This window comes from Haloarcula sediminis, from assembly GCF_035656455.1.
Classification (GTDB): Archaea; Halobacteriota; Halobacteria; order Halobacteriales; family Haloarculaceae; genus Haloarcula; species Haloarcula sediminis.
In genome coordinates this window covers 1-21,798 of sequence record NZ_JAYMGA010000006.1, presented here as the reverse complement: position 1 = coordinate 21,798, position 21,798 = coordinate 1, and the positions used below count along the sequence as shown (strand labels likewise).

16 protein-coding genes and 1 rRNA gene are annotated in these 21,798 nt (G+C 65.3%); 7 read left to right on the top strand and 10 right to left on the bottom strand.

The window, feature by feature from the left end; all coding sequences use genetic code 11:
• Window positions 1-73: 73 nt before the first annotated feature.
• The 3 genes from VJ162_RS11030 to VJ162_RS11020 form a co-directional block, all read right to left on the bottom strand.
• Complete coding sequence (locus VJ162_RS11030; RefSeq protein ID WP_324664287.1) at window positions 74-667, bottom strand: metal-dependent hydrolase; 594 nt, start codon at window positions 665-667, stop codon at window positions 74-76.
• Window positions 667-1,761: a DUF1616 domain-containing protein gene (locus VJ162_RS11025; RefSeq protein WP_324664285.1), complete on the bottom strand. Its 1,095-nt coding sequence runs from the start codon at window positions 1,759-1,761 to the stop codon at window positions 667-669. The genes VJ162_RS11030 and VJ162_RS11025 overlap by 1 nt, the downstream gene beginning before the upstream one ends.
• A 145-nt stretch (window positions 1,762-1,906) precedes the next feature.
• A complete protein-coding gene (locus VJ162_RS11020; protein ID WP_324664283.1) occupies window positions 1,907-3,370 on the bottom strand; it encodes a flippase in 1,464 nt (487 codons plus the stop codon).
• 438 nt (window positions 3,371-3,808) lie between these two features.
• Between VJ162_RS11020 and VJ162_RS11015 the strand changes: the two genes are divergently transcribed.
• Together VJ162_RS11015 and VJ162_RS11010 are read left to right on the top strand one after the other, a co-directional pair.
• On the top strand, window positions 3,809-5,659 hold the full coding sequence (locus VJ162_RS11015) for a right-handed parallel beta-helix repeat-containing protein (protein ID WP_324664281.1): 1,851 nt from the start codon (window positions 3,809-3,811) through the stop codon (window positions 5,657-5,659).
• 86 nt (window positions 5,660-5,745) lie between these two features.
• A complete protein-coding gene (locus VJ162_RS11010; RefSeq protein WP_324664279.1) occupies window positions 5,746-6,660 on the top strand; it encodes a hypothetical protein in 915 nt (304 codons plus the stop codon).
• Between the two features lie 39 nt (window positions 6,661-6,699).
• Here VJ162_RS11010 and VJ162_RS11005 read toward each other — a convergent pair whose 3' ends face one another.
• The 5 genes from VJ162_RS11005 to VJ162_RS10985 all read right to left on the bottom strand — a co-directional run bounded on the left by VJ162_RS11005 (window position 6,700) and on the right by VJ162_RS10985 (window position 13,496).
• A complete protein-coding gene (locus VJ162_RS11005) occupies window positions 6,700-7,986 on the bottom strand; it encodes a hypothetical protein (protein ID WP_324664277.1) in 1,287 nt (428 codons plus the stop codon).
• On the bottom strand, window positions 7,983-8,786 hold the full coding sequence (locus VJ162_RS11000; RefSeq protein ID WP_324664275.1) for a hypothetical protein: 804 nt from the start codon (window positions 8,784-8,786) through the stop codon (window positions 7,983-7,985). Before VJ162_RS11000 ends, VJ162_RS11005 begins: the two co-directional genes overlap by 4 nt.
• A gap of 489 nt (window positions 8,787-9,275) precedes the next feature.
• Window positions 9,276-11,099 carry a hypothetical protein gene (locus tag VJ162_RS10995; RefSeq protein ID WP_324664273.1) on the bottom strand — a complete coding sequence of 608 codons (1,824 nt, stop codon included), beginning with the start codon at window positions 11,097-11,099 and terminating at the stop codon, window positions 9,276-9,278.
• Between the two features lie 175 nt (window positions 11,100-11,274).
• Window positions 11,275-12,474 (bottom strand): glycosyltransferase family 4 protein, encoded by a 1,200-nt coding sequence (locus tag VJ162_RS10990; protein WP_324664271.1) that lies wholly within the window; start codon window positions 12,472-12,474, stop codon window positions 11,275-11,277.
• The gene (locus tag VJ162_RS10985; protein ID WP_324664269.1) at window positions 12,471-13,496 is read right to left on the bottom strand and encodes a glycosyltransferase family 4 protein; all 1,026 of its coding nucleotides are present in this window, start codon (window positions 13,494-13,496) and stop codon (window positions 12,471-12,473) included. The genes VJ162_RS10990 and VJ162_RS10985 overlap by 4 nt, the downstream gene beginning before the upstream one ends.
• A 638-nt stretch (window positions 13,497-14,134) precedes the next feature.
• Between VJ162_RS10985 and VJ162_RS10980 the strand changes: the two genes are divergently transcribed.
• The 5 genes from VJ162_RS10980 (at window position 14,135) to VJ162_RS10960 (ending at window position 20,273) form a co-directional block, all read left to right on the top strand.
• Window positions 14,135-14,962: a polysaccharide deacetylase family protein gene (locus tag VJ162_RS10980; RefSeq protein WP_324664267.1), complete on the top strand. Its 828-nt coding sequence runs from the start codon at window positions 14,135-14,137 to the stop codon at window positions 14,960-14,962.
• A gap of 173 nt (window positions 14,963-15,135) precedes the next feature.
• Window positions 15,136-16,266, top strand: a complete 1,131-nt coding sequence (locus tag VJ162_RS10975; protein ID WP_324664265.1) for a GNAT family N-acetyltransferase — start codon at window positions 15,136-15,138, stop codon at window positions 16,264-16,266.
• A 5-nt stretch (window positions 16,267-16,271) separates the two neighbouring features.
• Entirely contained in the window at window positions 16,272-17,318 is a 1,047-nt protein-coding gene (locus VJ162_RS10970) for a GNAT family N-acetyltransferase (RefSeq protein WP_324664263.1), read from the top strand.
• A gap of 379 nt (window positions 17,319-17,697) precedes the next feature.
• Window positions 17,698-19,065 (top strand): nucleotide sugar dehydrogenase, encoded by a 1,368-nt coding sequence (locus VJ162_RS10965; RefSeq protein WP_324664261.1) that lies wholly within the window; start codon window positions 17,698-17,700, stop codon window positions 19,063-19,065.
• On the top strand, window positions 19,065-20,273 hold the full coding sequence (locus VJ162_RS10960) for a glycosyltransferase family 2 protein (protein ID WP_324664259.1): 1,209 nt from the start codon (window positions 19,065-19,067) through the stop codon (window positions 20,271-20,273). The genes VJ162_RS10965 and VJ162_RS10960 overlap by 1 nt, the downstream gene beginning before the upstream one ends.
• 122 nt (window positions 20,274-20,395) lie before the next feature.
• Here VJ162_RS10960 and VJ162_RS10955 read toward each other — a convergent pair whose 3' ends face one another.
• The gene (locus tag VJ162_RS10955) at window positions 20,396-21,235 is read right to left on the bottom strand and encodes a phosphorylase family protein (RefSeq protein WP_324664257.1); all 840 of its coding nucleotides are present in this window, start codon (window positions 21,233-21,235) and stop codon (window positions 20,396-20,398) included.
• A gap of 226 nt (window positions 21,236-21,461) precedes the next feature.
• Window positions 21,462-21,584: ribosomal RNA gene (rrf, locus tag VJ162_RS10950) — 5S ribosomal RNA — on the bottom strand.
• Window positions 21,585-21,798: the final 214 nt, after the last annotated feature.

Below are 21,798 nucleotides of genomic sequence, written 5' to 3'. Positions count from 1 at the left end.
GGACGACCCTAACCGCCTCGGTATCGCCCTCGCCGGGTTGCGAAAACCGCGAGTCGTACGAGCCCCCCGTTCGTCACTCCCTGTGAGCGACAGCGTGGCGGAGCCAGTCGTAGCCGTCCCGGAGGACCGGCATCCCGTCGTAGACCCACAGCGCGAACGTGAGCGCCCACAGCGAGAAGAGAGCGAGCAACTGGCCCGAGAGGTCGCCAGCCAGTATCGCCGCAGCGATGTCCCGGACGTACGGGACGACGTTGACCATGAACTCCCTGACGAAGCTGTCGGCCCGGCCGCCGCCGCCGTCCGTGACCGGCCAGAGCAGCGTCGATAGCTCCAGGCGTCCGCTCTTGAGAAACGCCGGTAGCAGGTCGCCCGGGAGATGCAACAGATAGCCGGCGGCAAACGCCAGCCCGAGACGTGGGTGACCCCGCCGGCTGGCGGCGACGACAGCGGCAACCGAGAGCGGAAATGCGACGAACACGGAGTGAGCGAGCGTCCGCCCCCCGAACAGACCGAACTGCCAGGCCAGTGGCTTATCGACCAGGTCCGGGAAGACGGCCCCGAACACGACCAGCACCGTCTCTCGGGTCGTGGGGGCGGTCCGGGCGAGCGCATGCGAGGTGAGCGAGAGCGCGATGTAGCCAAACACCGCGTGGGTCCAGGGCATCATTACGGCGTCGCCCGCTCCGTCCCGCCAGCCGCTCCCGCACCTGTCTGTGCCGCGCCGTCCGGCAGAACTGTCACTGCCCCGGTCCCGACATCGACCCACAGATGGGCAGAGCGGTAGGCGTTCTCGGCAGTGGGCGAGTCCGGAACCGCCCCCTCGTAGAGGAGAAAGACCAGCCGGCGGTCGTTACCGGCGAGCCGGTCTGAGACCGCCAGACTCCGGTTCAGGTGCCGGGTCCCGTTGTGGCCAAGCGTCGTGGAAAACCGGTCGACTGACTCGCGTTCGGTGACGACCGGGTCGTCGGCGCTCCCCTCGACACGCTGGAGCTGGACGACGACGGAGTAGTCGACGGATTCGCCCTCGTAGTTCTCGATACCGACGTACACCGACTCCAGGTCGCCGGGAGTGAGCGTCTCGGGGTAGTCCGAAAACGAGAGGTTCCCCTCGCCGTTTGCCGTCGTGACGTAGAGCTCGGTGTACCGTTCGCCCGCCGGCGGCGCCGCGACGGCGAAGGCGGAAGTCCCGAGCGCGAGCACGACGACGGCGGCGAGACCGACGTTCAGCAGGGCGTCGAATCGGCTGTCAGCAGCCTCGGTGAGTCGCGTGCGCGCGGCGAGCCAGCGCCCGACGGGGACGCGAAACCGCTGACGCCGGGGGAGCCGAAAGCGGCGGAAAGCCGCGACCGGCACCAGGAGCGCCGTCCAGGCGGTAATAGTCAGCGTGACCGGAACGGGAGCGAACGCGACCTGCGAGGCCATCAGCCCGAACACGAACAGCGGGACGAGCGCGATGCTGAGCGCAAACGACAGCGCGGCGCGTTCGAGGCCGTCGATACTCCGGTCCGGTCGCTGGTTGTCGAACAGCGATACCGAGGCGTCGGTCGCCCGGTCGTCGGTCGGCGACCGCCCGGCCGCGGGAAACAGCGCGGCGAGCAACACGTATCCCGGGACGAACAGCACGAGGAAGGCACCGAGAGCGACCCGGAGGACGGACCCGTCGATGCCCGGGCGGAACACCACCAGGTTCACCAATGCGACAAGCCCGACGATCGCGACCAGATCGACCCCGTCTCGTAACGCAGATTGTCCCTGTGTCATAGCTTGCTGGCGTGTCGACCCGCCCACAGCGAGGCGGCGGTTTCCACACGCCACTCGTCTGTCGGTGACCGGGGTGTCCGTGGGCATAAAAAGAGAGCGGCTACCCCCGCTAAGCGACGCCTACCGCCCGCAGGCGCGGCGGGACTCACGTCACGACGGCGACCACCTGCCGGAGTTCGAGCAGTCCGGTCGTCACGGACAGCAGCGCCCACACGAGGACACCGGTGCCGACGACGAGCCCGAGCGTGAGCCAGCCCGAGATGTAGCCCGAGAGCGCGAAGACGACGGCCGACATCACGAGCGAGACGGCGACTATCTTGCCGGCCCGCTTGAGGAGGAAGCCGACGCGGAGCTCGAACTCCTGGGCGGAGATGTAGACGTTCGTGGCGGTGTACAGTCCGTGTGTGACAAGCGTCGCCAGCGCGGCCCCGGTCACGCCGAAAGGCTGGATGAGCGCCACGGTCAGGCCGACGTTGAGCAGCGCCGTGATCACCCGTGCGATGGCCCGTTCCCGGGCCCGGCCGAGATAGTCGAGGCCGTTGTCCGAGACCTTCGTGATCGCCTTCAGTATCACGTACAGCCCGAGGACCTGCAGGACGGGGACGGCCCCGCTGTACGCCGGGCCGAACACGAGCGTGACGGTCGGCCGGGCCACGAGGACTAGCCCCACACCCGCGGGCACGTACAGCAGCAGTCCGTTCAGGAGGGCGTCCTCGTATATACGGGACATCTGTTCGACGTTGCCCGCCGCCTTCTGGGAGCCAAACGTCGGGGAGAGCGTAAAGCCAAGCGCCGACAGCGGAGTCTCCAGGAAGTTCACCACCTGTTCGGCGATGACGTAGAAGCTCACCGCCACGGGCGAGAGGAAATAGCCGACGAGGAGGGTGTCCACCTGGTGGTCCAGATATCTCGACATGTTGGTCGCCGTGGTCGGGACGGCGTACTCGAAGATGCGGCGTCTGAGTCCGGGTTCGGGCCCGCTCGCGTCGGTGTCGTACTGCCGGAGCTTCCGGAACAGGTAGGTGGTACCGAGCGCGGTGGTCAGTAGCGCACTGGCTACGTAGCCCCAGAGCGCGCCGAGCGCGCCGAAGCCGGCGGCGACGAGCCCGAGCGCCAGGGCCACGCGGCTGAGCCGGCCGACACTCCCCATGACCGCGACGAACCGTATCGCCTCGAACCCCTGCAGGACCTTCTCCAGAAACGTGATAGCCATCCAGAGGACGACAAACAGCGCCCCGACCAGCAGGAACGGCCGCAAGCCCGGCTCGTCGAACAGCGCAGCGATCTGGGTCGCGGTGACCGAAAGCAGGGCCACCGCGACCAGCATGACGGCGATCAGGACGAATGCCGAGTCACGGACGATGTGGGTCAGCTGGGACTGGTCTGTCTCCCGATACTCGGCGATGTACCGGCCGGCAGAGCGACCGATACCTATCGTGACGAGCTGGAAGACGGTCACCACCGACAGCGCGAGAAAGAGGAGCCCGTAGCCGCCGGGGTCGAGCAACCGCGCCAGCCCGACCGTCAGCAGGGACCCGCCGACGGCTCTGATGAGTTTCCCCGCCAGCTGGGCCCTGAACCGCCCGGCGAGTTCGTCTCTCAGACCCATGCGTTCCGGGCGGGCGGACAGCCCTTTTGATCGCTATCGATACCACGGTGGGTCCACAGTCGGTGTCGGCGTGGCCAACAGTGCATGCTATCGGTGTAGAGTCAGCTCGGGCAGTCCCCGACGGTGCGAGCGGGAGGGCGTCGACCGCTGTGCATGGGCGGACGTATGGGAAAAGCCGGCCATTGGTATGTAGCACATATCGGCTCGCGGCCGTACCACCCGGGGACGTGCCGGCGGGTCGTGTGGCAACGCGCCGGGTGTCCCAGCGGCCGGGCGCGCCCGGCCGCCGTAGAGACACGTCAGCACGGCTGCACAGTCCAGTCGGGGAGCAGTAAGGTGTCATTTCCGCCGGAACGTCGCCGTACAGCGGGACGGTGACAATCTGACGGCCCCCGACAGTCGGCCCATACTGATTTATCGAGCGGCGAAACCGGCGGTATGTCCGACGAGGGGCAGGACAGCGGAGGTCACACGAGTCGCCGCCAGGTGTTGTCGCTTCTAGGTGCCGGAATCCTCGGCGGGGCCGTCGGCGTGAGCCTCGATGCCATCTCCCGCGACGGGGACGGGCTCGACGAGCGTGTCGACGTACGCGGGACGAACGATTCGCGCCAGTACGACGTCGTCCTCTCGGAGACCGAGGACGGATACAGAGCCGTCGACCCGGAAGGCGGAACAGTCCGCTCGGGAACGGATAGCTGGAGCGTCCTCCGGGACAGTATCGGCGCCGTCCCGGACAGCGGTGCCATCCTCGTCGACGGGGAGTACACGGGCGGGCCGTCGATAGCGGTGGGAAAGTCGCTCAGGATACACGGCCGGGACGCAGTCATCGACCACCGGGAGGCCGGCGACTTCGCGTTCCGCTTTCAGGGCCAAGAGCGGTTCCAAACGGCCCTCGCCGACAGCGCCGCGGACGGGGACACCACTGTCGAACTGGACAGGGCGTCGGGGGTCGGGCGGGGTGACATGGTTCTCCTCGAAGACGCGGAGGGGGACGGCGTGCTGGGCCGTGGCCAACCGCCCGGCGAGCCCCACAGCGTCCTGGCCAGAAACGGGCGCACCGTCCGACTCGAGGATTCGGTCGTCTGGCCGGGGGGCTACGACGCGGGCACGCGCGTGTACGTGCTCGACCCCATCAGCGTCCACATGTCGGGCTTTCGCCTGCAGTCACCGGACAAGAACGGGGATTACTTCGGCGTGCTCGCCCGGAACTGCCGGGACGCCCGCTTCGAGAACCTGTGGCTCGATAAGTTCGGTAACCGCGGACTGTTGCTCGAAGCCTGTGCCAACTGTCGCGTGCGTGACTGTACCGTGTTGCGAAGCGCCGACATCCAGAACGGGAACGGCTACGGGATCCAGGTCTGGGCCGGATGTCACGACATCCTCGTCGACGGGTGTGCCGCAAAGGAGTGTCGACACCCGCTCTCGGTGACCGCGGGCGGCCCCCGGGAGGTCGCCTCGCGGTCGGTCACGTTCCGCGACTGTTTCACATCGGCCAACGGGTCGGCGGCCCTCAACTGTCACGGTGGCTCGGCCCACGACGTGCGGTTCGAGGGGTGTACCGTCCACACCCAGGACGACCCCGGCGTTCGAACAGGTGCCAGGAAAACGAACGTTACGGGGTGTGAGTTCCGGATGGACGGGCACAACGCCATCGACACCCGTGATGACGGCCAGGAGATGCAACTCACGGTCACCGACACCGACATCTACGGTGCGGGCACGGCGGTCCACCTCGACGGGGAGGCGGAGTTCGAGTTCGCCCCCAGCTGGAAGCTCGTGCAGCTCGACGGGGTGCGAGCCAACGGGTGTGGCCGGTTTTTCAACCTCGACGCCGAGAACATCGACCGCGTCCGCGAGCTGGTCGTCAGCGGCTGTTACTGGGACGAGGTCGACGGGGAGGGGTTCCGTATTTCGAACCGTATCGACGGCGGCGTCATCGAAGGCAACGACTTCGGCGACGCCCTGTCCGAGTCACATGTTCTCGCCCGGGAGACCCCCAACACCGACGTGAACAATCTGCAGATAGTCGACAACCGATTCCGACAGCCAACCGGCGAGAACACGTTCGTGCGGCTGGCACACAGCAAGCAGTGTGACATCTCGGACAACACGTTCGAGTCAGAGTCCGCCGCGGGGATGTACGCAGACGGTGTCGACTCGACTGCAAACAGCGTGACCGGCAACACGTACTACGCGCCCTCGCCCGCCGCCGACCCGGTCAGCCTGAACAGCGGGTCGGTCGCCCGCGACAACGCCGTCTACGACACGGAAAGCGGAAGCTGGCGCTGACGGTGTGTCATACGGGGGCGGTACCCGCCGGGAACTCGCGATACCCCCTATCTACTTATAGGATTGACAGCTCCCGGTAGTAACTGATGACGATGCTAGAGAAAGTGAAAGCCGGGGTGAGCGAGCCACGCAAAATCCTCCGGGCGGTGAACCAGCAGTACGACACACGGGTCCGGCATCCGGATATCGACCGGACCCGGGTGTTCGAGGAGGACTGGGACAACCTGCTCTTGCTCGACGCCTGTCGGTTCGACCTCGCGGCGGACGTCTTCGAGACGGCCGTCGCCGCCCGGTGGTCCGGCGGCTCCAACTCCGAGGAGTTCCTGGAGTTCAACCTGGAGGGATACGAGGCCGACGACACAGTCTGGGTGACCGCGAACCCACACGTCAGCAAGTTCGACGACCGGATATTCGGGGTGGTCGAGCTGTGGGACACCCACTGGGACGAGAAGCTCCAGACCGTGCCCCCGGCGGCGGTAGTGGAGGCGACACTGGCGGCGGCAAAACAGTACCCGGAAAAACGCCTGGTTGCGCATTTCATGCAACCGCACTACCCGTTCATCGGGGAGACCGGCCGCGAGCGGCTGCCGACACACGGGTCGTTCACCGGGAACGGCCTCAGAGCGGACGGCCGGGCCCATGAGGACATCTGGACCCTACTCAGAGAGGGCGAGGTCTCCCGGGAGCTCGTGGCGACCGCCTATCGCGAGAACCTGGAACTGGTGCTCCCACACGCCGAAGAACTCGCTCGTTCGCTGAACGGGCTCTCGGTGGTCTCGTCCGACCACGGGAACGTGTTCGGCCGCGAGATAGGGCCGATTCCGATGCGGCTATTCGGCCACCCCTACGGGTTCCGGCTCGAAGACCTCATCAAAGTCCCGTGGGTGGAGTATCCGGCCGCCCAGCGGCGCTCGGTCACGGCGGGCGAGATAGCGACCGCGTCGCCGGAGAACACGGAAAAGCGCGCGGAGCGGTTACGGCAGCTGGGGTATCTGGAGTAGCCCGCGCCGGCGGACGCGTCCGTAAAAAACGTGCGCGGCTCAGTTCGGCGTTTTCGAGGCGGAGTTCTTCTCGGTCGAGACCTCCACGTCGCGTTTGTAACCACGGACCCAGTCGAGCAGCCCCGAACTCGGCACGTCGAGTTTTCGCGTCTGCTCGTCGTAGTCGGGATAGCCGCCGACGTCGTCCTGGCTGTCGACGAGGCCGTAGTCGCTGTTGAGTCGGCTGACGATGCCCTGCTCGACTTCAGGCCGCCGCGCCGGTCGGGGGCCGGTGCGCGCGAGGACGAACTCCTTGACCTCGGAGGCCGGAACCACGTCCTGTTCGATGTCGAGCCCGTCGGGCAGGGTCGGCGGGGAGTCGACGATCTCCGAGTCGCCGTCTGTAAGCGGGTGGTCGTTTGGCTCGGTCTCGACGCTCTGGGTGTACAGCTTCGCACCGTAGCGGAAGACCTCGACCTCGCTGTCGGAGTCGTTACCTTCCTCGTAGAGCAGTCCGGCCGCGGTGACGTCGGGGTTCGACGAGCCGTTGAAGTGAGCCATCAGCCCCCCGTAGTTGTAGGTGTAGTTGTTCGCGAGGACCATGTCGCCCCGGCTCATCGGGTGGCGGCGGTTGCTGTGGGAGAACAGACAGCCCATGACCGCGAGATCCGTACTCCCCTCGTCGTTGAACAGCATCCCGCGCGAGTGGGTTCCCTCGGGGTGGATGGAGTCGTACAGCGCCTCCGCGACGACGCAGTTGATGAACGACCCGCGCGCGACGGCGTTGGACGCGCCCGCGTTCTCGTCGGTCCCCCAGGCGACCGTACAGTGGTCGACCATGATGTCGTCCGCGTCGAGAACGAGCCCGTCGGACGCACCGTCGGTCTCGTCCCCGATCAGAACGCTGATGTGGGACATAACGACCCGCGGCTCGTAGATTCTGACCCGCCCCCGCGTGATTGTGATACCGGGGTCAGGTGCCGTCTCTCCCGCGATCCAGGTGTCCGGGGACCGAACGGCGATAGCTTCGTCGGGGTCGAGTTCGATGACCCCGCCAACTTCGAACACGATGACGGTCGGGCTGCCAGCGGCGTTGTCCAGTGCCGCCTTGATAGAGCCGGACCCGGTCGAGTCAGTCGTCGTGACCTTCTCGACGTTGAGGTCGTCCCCGGCGGCCTCCAGCCAGGAGGTGTCCGTGAACGTCTGGTCCCAGCCGAACCCGCTGTCGGTCGGTGCGGTACTGGTATCGCTCCCGCTGGCGCCGGCCGCGCCGGCCGTGACCCACTGGCCGTTGCGCCGCAGCTTTGGCGTCCCCTGGTTCCAGCTGCCGCCCTGTTTGAACTTCATTGGTACTCCGAGGTGTCTATCCACAGCGCCCGTGGGCTCACGTTCTCGAACTCCTCCTCCGGGTCCCGCGGTCGCATGTATATCTCGTCGACGTCAGTCGAGACCGGGGCGGTCACGGTCCGTTCGCTGGACCCCACCAGCCAGTCGAAGAAGTAGTACCAGCTACCGACCGGTTCGTCCCAGGTCGCGGTGGGCGTGTTTATCGTGCCCTGCAGGAAGTCGACGTCCGGGTCGCTGTACCGTTCGTCGGTGTAATCAGCGGTGCTCCAGTCGTTCTCGTCCGCGAACCGGCGGCGGAGCGGAATCGGGTCCCCGCTCGGGGCCCCGCGCTGGAGAACGTACTCGTCGTTCGGGTCGGCATCCGACGCGCCGGATTCCGGGACCGTAAAGCCGAGGTCGACCCGCTCGGGGCCGCCCGACAGCGTTGTCGTCTGTGACGCGACGACGGGCGGGTCGTCGGCGCCGCCCCGGTACTGTCGGAGCTCTATCGTGAGGTCAGCGTCCGAGATGCCCTCCAGATCGGCGTCGACGACGACGCTGTCGATATGGAGATCCGACGCGGCGAACACGACGCCGTACCCGCCGCCGCTGTAGGCGGAGTCGTGATAGGTGCCACCGACCAGCGCGCCGACGTTCGTCCGAGCGGAGTCGATGCCGGTGACCGACTCGTCCCCGCCACTGGCTGCGTCCAGTGCGGCCTGAACGTCCTCGTCGATGAGTTGCCAGTTCTCGTTTATCGGCACGTGCCAATCCAGTTCGCCCTGATCCGGTAGATTATAATCGCGATTTTCAGTAGTCATTGTCGTTGTAGTCGTCCGCGTTTGGCCCATCCGTGGTGTCCATCACAGCCGTCGAGCGCCGGCTCGATACGCCACCCCCCAAGCAGGGAGAGCTTATCGGGTCCGTCGCTCGGGTATGGTCAGGAACCATGTGTTGGTAGGGCCCTTTTTCTAAGATAAGTATTATTACAAGTTCGCTACCGTTGGACTGGCTTGGCGCCCAGTAAGTCAGTTCCGTACCCCAGATACTTGCCGAAATTATTTCAGCCAGATTATATAGTAACACCTACACTACTGGCCGAGAGTCCCCGAGAGCGGCGCGTAACACAGCCATACTGTCACGGTAGCGGGCTATTTCCGGGGGATACCGCCAGACTGGTGTGACACCGCGGTGGGCAGGACAGCACACAGCGAGGAGTTCGCGCGGCCACGGGCGTTTTGAGCGATGGCGAAGTGGCTGTCTCCACGGCCTCTCGTCCAGGCACACAGGGACGGCCAGGCAGTGTCGGTTCACGCACCGGACGTTCGGTTACCGGCCGGGTGGACCAGATACAGGTCGTAGCCGCCGTTGGCCTGGACCTTGTCGATTCCGGGTTCCCCGTCCAGATACGCGAAGTCCTCGTGGCTGAACCGGAAGCCGTCCCAGAGAACGGGGTCGCGGACCCGGTCCGACTCCGGGGCCGGGATGTACCGCTGCTGGTCGTAATAGGTCCGCAGGGAGCGGTTGGCGAAGTGGTCCGGGATACCGTGGTCCCCGGAGTGGAGTCCCTCATCCCCATCAGGGTAGTAGGCGCCGCCCGGTCGGTCCGTGCCCCGGACCGCGTGCCCGTACCGGTACGTGCTCGAACGGATGTCGTCGAAGTAGATTTCCCTGTCCTGGTACTCGAAGGTCGTCTCGTAGCCGTGCATCTGCTTTTCAGTGACGTGCTGGGAGTCGTAGTACATGTACGGCGAGGCGAAGGCGACCGGTAGCGAGAGCGCGAGACACAGACAGAGCACGACCGCGATGAGTCCCTTCGACGCGGCGGGCGAGACGCGTTCCCGGAAGTACTGTAGCCCCCGCCCGAGCGCGATGGCGCCGAGGATCGTCCCGAACACCATCATCATCGCGAGGTGGCGGAAGTACTGGTCGGAGATGCCACCGACGAGAAAGACGACGAACAGCAGCACGAGGCCGACGAGCCCGCCGTAGAGATACATCGGCAGCATCTGTCCGTTAGTGCTGCCAGCCCGAGTGTCCCACAGCCGTCTCCCGCGGACACGCCTGACGACCACCACGAGCAAGAGACCGGTCAGCAGAACGTACAGCAGCTGTACCGAGAAGAGCTTCAGGAAGATGCCAAGCAGACTGCCGCCGATCTGTTCCAGCGAGCCGGTCCGCGTCGCGGCCTTCCCGCCAACGGTCGTATCCTGAAAAGGGATCATCGCGACCCGCTGGAGCGTCCCCCAGAACATATCGAGGTTCCAGACCCAAAGTGAGAACACGGTCGCAAAGAAGCCGACTTCGGGGAGGAGCCACCGCCTCCACTCCTCGGTGTTTACCCCTCGCCAGAAGTCGTAAGCGACCTGTCCCGCGGCGACGACGCCGAAAAGAAGGAGCAGATTCGCCGCCTGCTGGGGGTGCAGCATGACGAAGGCCGTCGCGAGGACGAGAAACAGCACCGACAGCCCGGCCGTTCGCTGGTGGAATACCAGGAAAAAGACCAGGAGAAACGCCGGCGCGAACAGGACCGCCTGGCTCGTCGGGAAGACGTACTGGTGGGCCCCGAGGTGGTTGATGGGGAGCAACAACAGCCCCGAGAAGAGGCCGACGTACGTCGTCCAGGTGTCGCCCGTCAGCTCCCGGACCACAAGCGGGACAAACACGAAGAAGGCGACAAGGAACACGACGACGGTCGCGAGCATCGCGTGTCGGACAGAGAGCCCGGTCACCGCGTGAAGCGCGCTGCCGAGCGTGTGCACGACCGGATAGCGGCTCTCCGTCATCTGCATGCCACCGGCGCTGAGGAGCTTGGCCGTCCCGAGATGGGACAGCGGGTCGTGGTCGCCGATGTAGTGATACCCCCGGACGATGGGGAGCGAGACCGTCACGGTCATCGTCAGCAGGCCGAGGAAGCCACCCGCGGCGCGCACGTGCGGGTTCGACGCCGAGAACACAACCAGCACGGAGAGCAGGAGCGCCAGGGCGACAAGCCCCCAGAAGGCCGTCGGCGTGCCGGCGTAGATATCCAGCTCGTAGCCCGTCACCGGGTTGGTGTACGCGACGGCGACCGCGACGCTAATCCCGAGATACCCGACGAAAAGCGCGCTCTTCGCAAGTGTGTGTACTCGCATCGTGTCGGTTTCTACTACCGTATGTCGGCAACGGTACCATGGTTATGTCCGGCCAACTCCGCGGTAAGAAGGGGCAACTCACGGCAAGCAGGCCGAGCAGGGGGAGCCGGGGGCCGGGTCCGGACGGGCCGTCGCGAACGAGCGCGCGGCGTCGGTCGGGCTCCGCCCCGCCGAGTCACTCCCCCGAGACGACATCACCGAAAATCCCCACATACGTCTCGTAGACCGCGTCCAGCGCGTAGTTGTCCCGCAGGTACTCCCGGCCGTTCCGCCCGGTCGTCGCGACCTCGTCCCGGTCGTGCCAGAGCCGCTCTACGGTCTCGGTGAGCGCGTCCATCGTGTCGGTCTGGTAGCCGACCGCCTCCGCCGAGAGCAGCCCATCAAGGACGGCACGCAGCGAGACGACCGGGACGGCAAAGCGCCACGATTCGAGGACCGTGTTTGGAAACCCCTCGTGGGCCGACGTGTTCACGTAGGCGACGGCGTCCCGGTAGTACCGGTCGATCTCGTCGGGCGGGACGAACCCCTCGAAGCGCAGGTTCGGAAGCGCGTCCGCGCGGTCGGTGATACTGGTCCGGTAGTCGACGTCGTCGGACCAGCCGACCATCCGGAACTCGACGTCGGGAAGCCGCTCGGCCAGGTCGAGGAACCGCTCCGGCCGCTTCTGGTCCGGGTCGAGCGTCCCGACCCACAGCACGTGGCCCCGCTCGGCCGGCGGGACGACCGCGTCGTCGGGCGGGACGGTGTAGCCGTTCGGGACGACCGTCGACGGAATGCCGAAGACGTCCCCGAGGATATCGCGCTGGTGGTCGGTCTGTGCGACGACCCCGTCTGCCCGTCTGATGGCGTCGACGTACGCCAGTTTGGGAGCGGTATGCTCGAACATCCCGTGGTGGGTCGGGAGCTTCGAGAGCTCGACGTTCGAGTCGTTGGCCACGACGTAGACCAGCGACTCGCCAAGCAGGGCCGAACAGTAGCTCGCGAGGATACAGAGGGGCGGGTTCCCGCGGACATAAAAGAGGTCCGCGTCGACGCGACGGATGGTCCGGAATATCTTCGCGAGTGCTTTCGGCGCATCGGCAACGTCGTTCGTCGCTGGGAGCGTGTTCCAGACGTCGAACCCGTCGATGCGCTCGCGGGTGTCGCCCCCGGACTCGAACGAGACGAACGAGACTCTGTGTCCCCGCTCTTGTAGCTGCGTCGCGAGCAGGTACTGCTGTCGCTGGGCCCCGCCCACGTGTGTCTCGGCGCCCGGCTCCAGATACGCCCGGATGTACGGGCTGATGAAACAGACGTGCGAGCCCGGGGGGAACGTCCCCGCTGGAGCCTGTCCGCCGACGGGCGTGGCCGCGTGGCTGTCCGCCGGCACGGTCATCGGTCGTCAAGCACCGACTCGTAGATGGAGAGTATCCGTTCGCCCATCCGCTCCAGGCTGACCTCCTCGACGTGCTCCCGACCGTCCGAGCGTGCGTCCGACTGCAGAACGGCGATGAGGCCATCGGCGAGCCCGGAGTCCGTCGAACTGACGTAGGAGTTCTCCACCGGGCCCAGTCGCGTCCGTGTGTCGCCGGCCTCGGTCGAGACGACAGGGAGGTTACAGGCCATCGCCTCCTTGACCGTGTTGGGCGACCCCTCGCGGAGCGAGGGCATCAAGAGTGCGTCCGCGGCGTTGTAGTACAGCGGCATGTCGTCGAAGTCCACGTCGTCGACGACCTGGAGCCGGACCGTCTCCTCGACCGCGTCGTCGACGCGCTCGACTGTCTCCGTTGCGACGGGGTAGCGTTTTTTGTCGTTCGACGGGTGATAGGGGAAGATGACGTGGCGCTCGGTCGGGTCCCAGCCGACGGCCTCCTGAGCCTGGGCCTGGTCCATCGGGCTGAACAGCGACATGTCCACACCGCTCGGGATAATCGTCGCGTCACAGGGCAGGGCGTCTTTCATCTCCTGGCTCCGGACGATGACGTGGTCGCTCTGGGTGGCACAGAGCTTCGTCAGCTTCGGCTGTAACCCGCCCAGCCGGTCGCCGAGCACGTCGTCGCCCCAGAAAGTCATGACGACCGGTCGCTGTGGCTGGCCCAGCCCCAGGGGCGCGACGACGCCCGAGTTGACGTGGACCAAGTCGTAGTCCTCGACCAGCGACGATTTGAGTATCTGGGGGTACAGTATAGACCCGCGGATCGCGTAGTAAACCGGGTTGTGTCCGGCGATACTGCTCAGCAGGCCCGTGTGAATGCTCTCCCCGCCGTAGACGTGGCCCCCGTCCCGGAAGTCGCCGGTGTACACCGCGTCGCAGTCGATGCCAAGCTCCTCGAGTACGTCCAGCTGGTTCAGGAAAAACTCCATCCCGGCGCTCGATATCTGCAACACCTTCAGCGACGACGCAGCGCTGCTACCCACGATATGCCCCCGTCTCTCGCCGGAGTGAGTCGGCGGAAACCAGCCCCCGTGTCGGTCGACGCGGCGCGCTGTTCGGGAACGATGCGCTCATAGCCCTCGCCGGGAGTGAGCAACCCCGGAGCGTGTGGGTATCGACGAGCCAGCGGCTGAGCGGACAGCACGGGCTCGCCGGGATACCGGTTGGTCGGATGCGATTGTCATTACCGATGTGGCACCTACGTTCCGACCGTAGTGTAACTTCGGAGATAAGTATCAATATCTTGTCCGGGGATAGCCCGGCCATAACCGCCGACAGCGGGTCCGCGTCCGGGGTCGCGTTCCGGGGTATCGACCCCCCGGTCCGCGGCCGATACCGCCGGGAACTGCGGTACCGTTCGGGAGTGAGGTGGCGAAAGGAAGTGTCGAACCGGCCGTATCGTCGCTATTACTAATATTTCGGTGACAGTAGCCGGCAGTGCTCGAATGAGAGTTGCCACTGCTACGTTCGGTGTGAGTATGCCGGCCATGTCAGGCACGGGTCGACGACGTCCGTCTTCGGACTGTCCCCGTGCAGCGGGGTTCGGAAGTGTCCAACCACGTCTCGGCGGTCGGCCCGGACACTCGGTCGACGACCGCGACTGCAGCGTGAGGGCGGCCGGATGACGGCCGACTGCCGGCGACAGGCCTGTGTCACGCTCGACCTCGAAAACAACTGGAACTTCGACGACCCGAAGTTGCAGTACGCGACGTTCGAACACCTAGAGGAGTACATCGACCTCATCGACGCGCTCGACCTCCCGCTGTCGGTGTTCGTCGTCGGCGAGACCATCGAGGAGCGCCCGGACGCCATCGACCGGCTCCGGGAGCGCCTGGAGGTCGAGTTCCACCTCCACTCGTACTCGCATGACCTCTCCGGGACGGCCGACCTCGGACGCGAGGTCCGCAGAGGGAAGCGGGCCTACCGGTCCTTTTTCGGCCGACAGCCCAAGGGGTACCGGTCGACGCAGGGACGGGTCGAGCGGTCCGACCTGCAGCTGCTCGAATCGGAGGGGTTCCTGTTCGATTCGAGCGTCTTCCCGACGTACCGCCCGGGCGTCTACAACAACCTCGACACGCCCATCGAACCGTACCGGGCGGGCGGCCTGTACGAGATTCCGGTCGGCGTGGTGCCGAAACTCAGAATCCCCCTGTCCCAGGCCTACGTCAAGGCCATCGAGACGCCGTTTCTCCCCGTGCTTCGACACGTCCCGCTCCAGGACGTGGTCGTGTTCAACACCCACCTCCAGGACTTCTATCACACGCGAGCCCACGAGGAACTCGACTACCCCAAGCGGTTCTTTTACGGCCGGAACATCGACAACGCCGAGCGGGTGTTCAGGCGGGTCGTCGACACGCTCCGGCGGAAGGGGTTCTCGTTCGTCACGATGACCGACGTGTACGAGCGCTGTACCGCGGGTGCCACCGCACGACAGAACGTCCCCCCGTGAGCGGGGGCACGCCCCGCGAGCTCCCGGGTCCGCGACCGCCGCCGGCGAGACAGTCACTGCACAGCCGGTCACACGTGTTTCTACCCCGAAATAACTCCTGTATACTAACCACACGAACCCGCGTTTGGTCGGAGTGATATGTCAGCTGCTTTGTCGCCGGCGCCACACCGAGTGTGGGAGAGACCGCTCCCGTCACGCGGACACACCGCGGGGGGGACACGACGATGCTGAACGCGGTCCAGTCCACCGAACAGTACACCGTAGACGAATGTACCGACAGTCGAGCGTGGAACGAGTTCCTCGAGCGAACGGACGGGCCGGCGTACAACCACTGGGGGTGGAGCGACGCGGTCGCGTCGTACGGTCACGACCGATGGCACCTCGTCGCCCGCAAGCGAGAGAGCGACGAGATAGCGGCCGCACTGCCGCTGTACCACGTCGAGAGCCGGCTGTTTGGATCGAAGCTGCTGTCCCCGGCGTTCGCCGAGCGCGGCGGGGTCGTCTGTGCCGAGACGGAACGCGCGTCGACAGCCAGACAGCTCCTGCTGGAACAGACGAAACGGATGGCCGCGGAGCTTGGCGTCGATTACGTCAGCCTCCGAGGGGGCCGGGACACCGGCGCCGAGGCGTTCGACGTGAAAAACAGATACGTCACGTTCCGGGTGTCGACCGACGACGGCCCCGAGGCGGTCCGGGACGGCATCCGGGACAGCCGGCTGCGCCAGATAACCCAGGCCGCCGACAACGACACACTGGAGTTCAGGGTCGCGGACTCGATGGCCGACCTGAAGACGTACTACCGGCTCTATCTCAGGACGATGCACCGCCACGGGAGCCCGGCTCACTCCTTCGAGTTCTTCGAGACGCTCTGGGACCGGATGCAGGCGGACGGCAACTTTCGTCTCAGCCTGATACTCCGCGAGGGAGAGGCGATAAACGGGATGGTCGACCTCTCGCTGGGGTCGACCGTCTACCAGTGGGGCGTCGTGAACAACTACGACTACCGGGAGCTAAACGGCGGCAGCCTCCTCCTCTGGAAGTCTCTTGAACGCGCCGCGGCCGAGGGGTTCGATACCTACGAGTTCGGCCGCACGCGGGAGGGGTCGGGCGTCTACATGTTCAAGAAGAGCTTCGGCGGGACCAAGACCTGGTACGACGACCTCCACTACTTCCCGAAAGCGGAGGTCGCCCTGCCCGACCCGGAGGAAGACAAGTACGAGCGGGCGAAGGAAGTCTGGAAGCGCCTCCCGCTGTCGGTCACACGCGTGGTCGGCCCGCAGGTGCGAAAACAGATCGGCATCTGACCGGTATGGAGATACAGCGACTCTCACTCGACGAATGGGCGGACGTGCTCCCGGACTCCGGGACCGGTCCGTTCCACCAGCCGGAGATGCTCGCACTGATAGACGAGTACGAGGACGGGGAGTTGCAGTTGCTCGGCGGCTTCCGCGGGCAGGAACCGGTCGGTCTCCTCCCGGTGTTCGTGCGCAGGCTGTTCGGACTGAAGTTCGTCATCTCGCCGCCGCCGGACCTCGCCGTGCCCTGGCTCGGCCCGGTGTTGCTACCCGCCAGTCCGAAACAGCGCAAGCGGGAGAAGCGCAACGAGCAGTTCACCGAGGCGGCACTCGACGCGGTCGGCGCCGGTGAGCCCCGGACGCTGTTTGGCATCGTCGGGAGCCCCGAGTACGCCGACCCCCGGCCGTATCTCTGGAACGGCCAGAACGTGGCGCCGCGGTTCAACCACGTCCTCGAACTGGCCGAGCGTGATACGGAATCGGTTCTGAAATCGTTCACGCGGGACCTGCGAAAGGAGATACGCAAAGGCAACGATATCGACGTGTCCATCACGACAGAGGGGGCGGCCGCGGCCGAGCGAATCTGTGGCGAACTCAAAGAGCGCCACGCCGCACAGGGGCTCGCGTATCCGACGCCGCGGTCCTTCGCGCGTGCGGTCGCCACCCGCTTCGAGGACAACACGAGAGTTTACGTCGCGCGCGGACCGGGCGGTGCGTTCCTCGGCGGCATCACACTCCTGTATGCGAACGGCGACGCGATATTCTGGCAGGGCGGCACGAAAGCGAGCTACGAGGGGGTAAGCGTCAACAGCCTGCTCCACTGGGAGATACTCACGGATATCCTCGAGGACCCCGCACTGGAGCGCGTCGAACGCTATCACCTCGGGAACGCGCTCAATCGGCGTATCTCACGGTACAAGAGCAAGTTCAACGGGGAGCCCGTCGTCAACTACGAGATAAAGTCGGACCTGATGGTCCTCGCGCGGAAAGCACACGCGGCACGCACCGAACTGTCCGGAAAGCGTCTGGCCGACGTGCGGGACTGGGCGCTGCCCCCGTAATGCCGGACTATCCGAATAGGCCCCCACAACGGGCCCGAAACGTCCGATACCCCGTACCGCTGGACGCCGCGGTAAGAGCGTACAAACCGCCACAGCGGGACGACCGACGACGGGGGCCATACTATCTCGCCGATTGTACCGAATGAAACCACGGTCTTTTGATAATTAGGATAGCTCCGGGAAGTGATACAGAATCCCCGTGAGCGGAAAGAACACTATTTCGCGCTTTTCACCACCTTCAACGCCTAAAACTGCGATATTTTCTCGCGCTGTGTCACGTACAAGTAGGCGAACGGACCACCGGATCGAGCCTATATTCGCACTATTTGTTGCAAAGCTATCTATAACTATTCATATCCCACTGGGGGTACCGGACAAGATGGCGCACCTGAGCATCGTCGGAATGGGATACGTCGGCTTGCCTCTCGCGCTGGCGTTCGACGCGGAGGGGCACGATGTCGTGGGTTTCGACACGGACGAGGAGAAGACAGCTCGGTTCAGGGACGGCGAGGACCCGACCGACGAGGTCGGTCCTGCGGCCGTCAGCCGAAGCGAGATCAGATTCACGACGGAGGCAAGCGAGATCGGCGGGAGCGATTACTACGTCATCACCGTTCCGACGCCGATAGACGAGGGCGGACGGCCGGACCTCTCGTACGTCGAAGCGGCCGGGGAAACCGTCGGCGAGGCCCTCACCGACGGGTCGACCGTCGTGCTGGAGTCGACGGTGTATCCGGGGGCCACCCGGGAAGTACTCCTGCCGGTGCTTGAGGCAGCATCGGGGCTGGCGGCGGGCAGGGACTTTTTCGTCGGCTACTCCCCGGAACGTATCGTGCCCGGAAACGCCGAGAAGGGGCTCGCGGACATCGTCAAGATAGTCAGCGGACACGACGACGCCGCGCTCGAACGGCTCTGTGCGCTCTACGGCGACATCGTCGACGCGGGCCTCCACCGCGCCCCGACGATGGAGACAGCCGAGGCCGCAAAGTGCCTCGAAAACACCCAGCGGGACGTCAATATCGCGCTCATGAACGAGTTCGCCTTCGGCTGCCAGCAGCTCGATCTCCCGATAGACGCCCGCGAGGTGATCGACGCCGCCGCCACGAAGTGGAACTTCCACGAGTACCACCCCGGGAGCGTCGGCGGCCACTGCATCCCCGTCGACCCGAACTACCTCATCTGGCAGTTCGAGCAACACGGCTTTGACTCGGCGCTCATGCGGGCCGCCAGAACGGTCAACGACGGGTTCGCGGGCCAGATGGTCACGACCACCATCGACGCGCTCACCGAGCGGACGCGGCGGCTGGACCGCGAACGTGAGGTCGTCAACACCGACGGGGGACAGGTAGCGGACGGGAGGAACGTAGACACAGTAGCGCGACCGACGGGGGAGACACCCCGGCTGCTCGTTCTCGGGTTCGCCTACAAAGCAAACACCACGGATATCCGCTCACCGGTGTTGAAAGACGCCATCGAGCAGCTACAGACCGTCGTCGACGTCGTCGGTGTCGACCCCCACGTCCCGAACGAGCGAGTCCGGCGCGATTTCGACGTGCCGGTCCAGGAGGAACTCTCCGCCAGCGGGTTCGACGGGGTGCTGTTGGCGACCCCACACGACCGGTTCACCTCGCTGGACCTCGACGCTCTGAGCAGCGAGATGAACGACCCGCCGGTACTGGTCGACGTGACAGGTACCTACGAGGACGAGGCGGCGGCCGAGTCCGGGTTCATCTACCGGGGCCTGTAATGTACGGCGACGAGCGCGTCGGCGTGGTCGTCCCGGCGTACAACGAGGAACAGTTCATCGGGGACGTACTCCGTGAGATTCCGGAGTACGTCGACCGTATCTACGTCGTCGACGACGACTCGACCGACGACACGTGGACCGAGATTCTGGCAGCGTCGCGCGACGGCAGTGCCGACCGTCGGTACGGACAGACCGACCGGGAGCCAGCGAGCGACGGGGGAACTGACCGGGAGCCAGCGAGCGACGGCCCGGACCCGACCGAAATACCCCACCGGAGCCGGTCGGACGAGCGCCCCACATCACAGCGCGCCTGGAGCGTCGAATCGATGGCACAGAACGGGGACAGCGTTCGCGCGGCCCTCGCCGAGCGGGCGAGCGAGATACGGCTGCGTGGGCGCGTCGTCTCCATCCAGCACCGCTCGAACCAGGGCGCGGGCGGCGCGATAAAGACCGGGTACCTCGCGGCGCTCGTCGACGGCGTCGACGCGGTCGCGACCATCGACGGCGACGGGCAGATGGACCCCGAGGTCCTCTCGGACCTCATAGACCCTATCGCCGAAGACGACATCGGCTACACGAAGGGGAACAGGCTGTTACGGCGGGAGTACCGCAGCGAGATGCCGACGCTCAGACTCGTCGGTAACTTCATCCTGACGTTCCTGACGAAGATCGCGAGCGGCTACTGGCGGGTGATGGACCCGCAGAACGGCTACACCGTGATTTCCCGGGAGGCCCTCGAATCGGTCGGCGTGACGAACCTCTACGAGGACTACGGCTACTGCAACGAGTTGCTCATCAGGCTCAACGTCGCCGACACGCGAATCGCGGACGTACCGACCGACGTCGAGTACGCCGACGAGGAGAGCCACATCCGGTACTCCTCGTACGTGCCACGCGTGTCGACGCTGCTGTTGCGGGGGTTCCTCTGGCGGTTGAAGACGAAATACCTCATCCTGGATTTCCACCCGCTGGTCTTTTTTTACCTGTTCGGCGCGGGCGCCGTGGGACTCGGTGCCCTCGGCGGTGTGTACACCCTCTGGCGTGGCCTCGCTGCGGGGTCGGGCGTCGGTTTCGGCGGGGTGCTCTCGCCGCTACTGGTGGTGGCCGGCGTGGCCTTCCTCCTGTTCGCGATGGTCCTCGACAGGGCGGAAAACGAGTCGCTGGTTCGCCCACAGCAACTCGGCGCGAACAGCGCACGAATGGAGTGAGAGACGGAATGGGAGGCACATCTCGATGCGGAGGCTCCTGTCGCAGTTCCCGCTGGTGTATGGTCGGTCCGTCCCTGCGCTGCTCGTTCACGGCCCCGCCTTCGCCGCGTTTCTGACAGGACTTACTCGATTAACTCCTGGACGACTGCGTGACCGACACGAACTGCGTTCTCGGTCCCCAACCCGAAGACGTCGCGTTCGATACTCTCGGTCGGCTCACCGCCCACCGGTTCGCGGTCGAAGTTCGACGCTGCTCGGACGGAGAGATACTGGTCGAGCAGTCCGAACCGCTCCAGCGCCGTCACCGTCCCGGCGTCTTCCATCTCCGTCGTGGCGAACGCATCGATGCCGTACGACTCACAGAGCTCCGAAACCTGTGTGGCCGCTGTTCTCCCGTGGTAGACTTCGTCGCCACAAACAGTCACACCGGTGTCGACAGTCGGTGACCGGCCGTCGTCGTAGTCGTTTCGAATCTCCTGTGCCCGCTCACTATCCGCCAGCGACACGTCCCGTGAAGCCGAAATCGCCCGGTCAACGAGGTCCGGGTCGAGTTCCCAGACGTACTCATCGACGAGCCACTGCATCCGCCGTCTGGTCTCGCCGATGCGGAGTTTGATATCGCCGTCGACGACCCTATCCGTGATGAAGACACTGCCCAACGTCCCGGCAGCAGGATTACAGCCGGCAATACCGACGGTCAGTATTGTCGCTTCGTCGAGTGCGACCCTGTCGCCAGCCGCGAGCGCAGCGACCGTCGTGGCAGCCGCACTCTTGCCGATTCCGGTCGGGATGAGGGCGATGTCGGAGTCGCTGGCATACAGCAGCTCGTGTTTGCCCCCGGCGATATTCACCTGCCGGTCGAAGTCGTATCGAGCACGCCAGGGGGCTACCTCCGACGCGTCACCAGTGTACTCCGCGTTCGTGAACGCTGGAAGGATAACCACAGCCGGAGCGAGTGTCATATCGTTACTCACAGTGCTTGGGACAAAGAGTTCAGTGACCCAAACCGTTCGGGGCTCAATTCCCCGCTACCTCTCAACGCAGACCACCCAGCGAAACTGCTGGAACTGTTTGCTGGCTCGGGTTGTACGGAGCTCTTCGGTTGGTTCCGAACGCGACAGCGTTGCCACTCTCCGTAAATACGAAAAACCCACCGGGGAGAGATACCTCTCTCCGGTAGGCAATGAATGGTGGCGGCGAACCGCATTTCCCAGAGGGTCGCCCACTCCAGTACTCCGCGGAACGCTGGTGAGCTTATCTTCCGTGTTCGGGATGGGTACGGGAGGCAACCTCACCGCTATGGCCGCCTAACGCTGAGTCGTGGAGTCGAACCACGATGATATACCGCTCTCAGTTTCCAGATGTTTCGTACGTGCGATCCAGTTTGCGCCTGGACTCGTTCAGTCCGACGAGTAATCGTCGGTGAAGAGTCACAGTGCGTATGATTGTGGCTTTGAGTTGTTAGTGCTCGTGGGCTCAACGTCTCGTTACCTCGACGCGCACACCCCGAGTCTATCGACCTCCT

Excerpts from the sequence above, each read along its gene's own strand:
- VJ162_RS11030 (WP_324664287.1), bottom strand. The coding sequence starts at position 667 with ATGATGCCCTGGACCCACGCGGTGTTTGGCTACATCGCGCTCTCGCTC.
- VJ162_RS11025 (WP_324664285.1), bottom strand. The coding sequence starts at position 1,761 with ATGACACAGGGACAATCTGCGTTACGAGACGGGGTCGATCTGGTCGCG.
- VJ162_RS11020 (WP_324664283.1), bottom strand. The coding sequence starts at position 3,370 with ATGGGTCTGAGAGACGAACTCGCCGGGCGGTTCAGGGCCCAGCTGGCG.
- VJ162_RS11015 (WP_324664281.1), top strand. The coding sequence starts at position 3,809 with ATGTCCGACGAGGGGCAGGACAGCGGAGGTCACACGAGTCGCCGCCAG.
- VJ162_RS11010 (WP_324664279.1), top strand. The coding sequence starts at position 5,746 with ATGACGATGCTAGAGAAAGTGAAAGCCGGGGTGAGCGAGCCACGCAAA.
- VJ162_RS11005 (WP_324664277.1), bottom strand. The coding sequence starts at position 7,986 with ATGAAGTTCAAACAGGGCGGCAGCTGGAACCAGGGGACGCCAAAGCTG.
- VJ162_RS11000 (WP_324664275.1), bottom strand. The coding sequence starts at position 8,786 with ATGACTACTGAAAATCGCGATTATAATCTACCGGATCAGGGCGAACTG.
- VJ162_RS10995 (WP_324664273.1), bottom strand. The coding sequence starts at position 11,099 with ATGCGAGTACACACACTTGCGAAGAGCGCGCTTTTCGTCGGGTATCTC.
- VJ162_RS10990 (WP_324664271.1), bottom strand. The coding sequence starts at position 12,474 with ATGACCGTGCCGGCGGACAGCCACGCGGCCACGCCCGTCGGCGGACAG.
- VJ162_RS10980 (WP_324664267.1), top strand. The coding sequence starts at position 14,135 with ATGACGGCCGACTGCCGGCGACAGGCCTGTGTCACGCTCGACCTCGAA.
- VJ162_RS10970 (WP_324664263.1), top strand. The coding sequence starts at position 16,272 with ATGGAGATACAGCGACTCTCACTCGACGAATGGGCGGACGTGCTCCCG.
- VJ162_RS10965 (WP_324664261.1), top strand. The coding sequence starts at position 17,698 with ATGGCGCACCTGAGCATCGTCGGAATGGGATACGTCGGCTTGCCTCTC.
- VJ162_RS10960 (WP_324664259.1), top strand. The coding sequence starts at position 19,065 with ATGTACGGCGACGAGCGCGTCGGCGTGGTCGTCCCGGCGTACAACGAG.
- VJ162_RS10955 (WP_324664257.1), bottom strand. The coding sequence starts at position 21,235 with ATGACACTCGCTCCGGCTGTGGTTATCCTTCCAGCGTTCACGAACGCG.